The organism is Aeromonas sp. HMWF014, assembly GCF_963878295.1.
Taxonomy (GTDB): Bacteria; Pseudomonadota; Gammaproteobacteria; order Enterobacterales; family Aeromonadaceae; genus Aeromonas; species Aeromonas popoffii.
Window position 1 is genome coordinate 1 of record NZ_CAWNYS010000297.1, and the last position, 2,070, is coordinate 2,070.

A 2,070-nucleotide genomic window follows, 5' to 3' on the forward strand; every position below is an offset into this window, starting at 1 on the left:
CCCGCCTTGACCACGACCTGCTTGGCCCGTCTCATGCCGTCCACCTCGTGGATGACATAGACGTTTTCGCCATACAGAGTAAAGGTGATGGCCGATTGCGGTATCACAATCTGCTCTTTCACCGTGGGCATTATGATGCTGGCGCGGGCAAACATGCCGGAACGGAGCTGACCCTCGTTGTTCGGGATGTTAGCCTGTACCTGGATCAGGCCGCTCTGGTAGTTGACGGCCGGTTCGATGGCGGTGATGTAGCCGTCAAACTGGGTCTGGGGATAGGCATCCACGTTGATCTTGATGATCTGGCCCAGGGTGATGTTCGAGATGTCGGTCTGGGGCACGGTAAAGCGCAGACGCATCACTTTGGTGTCTTCCAGCCGCACTATATCGGTACCCGGTTGCAGGTACTGGCCGAGGAAGACGTTGCGCAGGCCGACCACACCGCTGAAGGGGGCGCGGACTTCACGGCGGGCTATGGTCGCCTTCAGGCTCTCTATATCGGCTTCCAGCGAGCGGTAGCTGGCTTCGGCATCATCCAGCTGATCCTTGGAGATGGAGCTCTTCTTGAAAAGGTTCTGGAAGCGCTCGTATTTGGCGCGTGCCGCCGGAAGCTTGGCCTGGGAGGCTCGCAGATTGGCCTTCTCCACACTGGAGTCCAGGCTCAGCAGCAGTTGCTCCGCCTTGACCGGCTTGCCGGATTCGAAGGTGATGGCATCGATAGTGCCCGCCAGTTCAGTGGAGAGGGTCACCCCCTGATTCGGCTCGATGAAGCCGATCGCTTCTATGGTCGGTACCCAGTCCTGCGCCTTGGTCACCATGGCGGTCACCGGGAACTCGGGTTCCGGCCGGTTGGCCATGAACTCTGCAATCTTCTTCTGCTTGAACATATTGAAGCCGATGACGCTGCCAAACAGGGCAAGCGCTATCAGCAACATGATGGCCATCCACTTTTTCATGAACAGGCTCCTGAGGTCGAAAAATGGGGGTTTAAAATGGCATTCCAGCTAGCCATGATGACGGCTTCCAGCTGTTCTTGCGTTAGTTCAAAGTGATGAACCTGGCGTTGCAACGCCAGACTTCCCACGCAATCCAGGCTCAGCACCTGCAATGCCCGGACGGGTAGATCGATAAACAGACCTTGTTCACGTCCCCGTTCGAAGAAGCGATCCAGAGGTGCCCAGGCGGCTATGATGACCGGGTCTTTCTCCAGCTCGGCTCCCAGTGGAGAGCTCTCATACTGCAGCTTGCATTTGAGCGCGTTGGGATCGTCGGCAAAAATGGCGTGGATGTTGAGCCACAATCGCCGAAATTGCTGAAACGACATCTCCTCTATCTGCACCCCTTCCATGACCAGTGGATGACACTGGAGTATGGTGTGCTGATAGAGCTGGCGGATCAGATCATCTTTGTCGCTGAAGTAGCGATAGATGGTACCCGCAGCGACCTTGGCTTTCTTGGCCACCATGGCAATGGATAGCCCGTGGAAACCCTGCTCGCCAAGTATTTCATGCGCCGCATTGAAAATGCGTTCTTTCTTGTCCATGACTCAATTATCGCAACGGCTGAATGAACGTTCATTCATTTTAGGGTTGCCTTGAGGCAAGTCAAGTGCTGCTGCGCGCTTGGCCACTCTTGTGGGGGGATAAAGTAACAGTCGAGGACTGGATCCAGCCTGAATGAAGGAAAAATGGCATAAAACAGTCATAAACGATGGAAAAACAAGCGGTTGATTCAAGGCAGGCAAAAAAGTGTAGACAAGTATGCTCCCATCATCAATAATGCGCCCCGTTCGACAGCGTAGCGCCCGTAGCTCAGCTGGATAGAGCGCTGCCCTCCGGAGGCAGAGGTCACAGGTTCGAATCCTGTCGGGCGCACCATAAAACGTGCGCCAGTTAAACGGGCGTTGTTGTGGAACGAAAACAGCTGTGGTGGCTGTAGCTCAGTTGGTAGAGTCCCGGATTGTGATTCCGGTTGTCGTGGGTTCGAGCCCCATCAGCCACCCCATTTTACAGCTTGTCAGGTATGCGAAGGTGGCGGAATTGGTAGACGCGCTAGCTTCAGGTGTTAGTGCCC

2 protein-coding genes and 2 tRNA genes are annotated in these 2,070 nt (G+C 55.4%); 2 read left to right on the top strand and 2 right to left on the bottom strand.

Features of this window, described 5'->3' with window-relative positions; translation table 11 throughout:
• Both AAC083_RS12265 and AAC083_RS12270 read right to left on the bottom strand, forming a co-directional pair.
• Positions 1 to 953 (bottom strand): efflux RND transporter periplasmic adaptor subunit (locus AAC083_RS12265; RefSeq protein ID WP_108536753.1); only part of this gene is annotated, 953 nt, incomplete at its 3' end.
• A complete protein-coding gene (locus tag AAC083_RS12270; protein WP_042037108.1) occupies positions 950 to 1,540 on the bottom strand; it encodes a TetR/AcrR family transcriptional regulator in 591 nt (196 codons plus the stop codon). The genes AAC083_RS12270 and AAC083_RS12265, both read right to left, overlap by 4 nt.
• A 257-nt stretch (positions 1,541 to 1,797) precedes the next feature.
• On the opposite strand from AAC083_RS12270, the gene AAC083_RS12275 reads away from it, so the two are divergent.
• Together AAC083_RS12275 and AAC083_RS12280 are read left to right on the top strand one after the other, a co-directional pair.
• Positions 1,798 to 1,874: transfer RNA gene (locus AAC083_RS12275), tRNA-Arg, on the top strand.
• Positions 1,875 to 1,925: 51 nt separating this feature from the next.
• Positions 1,926 to 2,001: transfer RNA gene (locus AAC083_RS12280), tRNA-His, on the top strand.
• Positions 2,002 to 2,070: the final 69 nt, after the last annotated feature.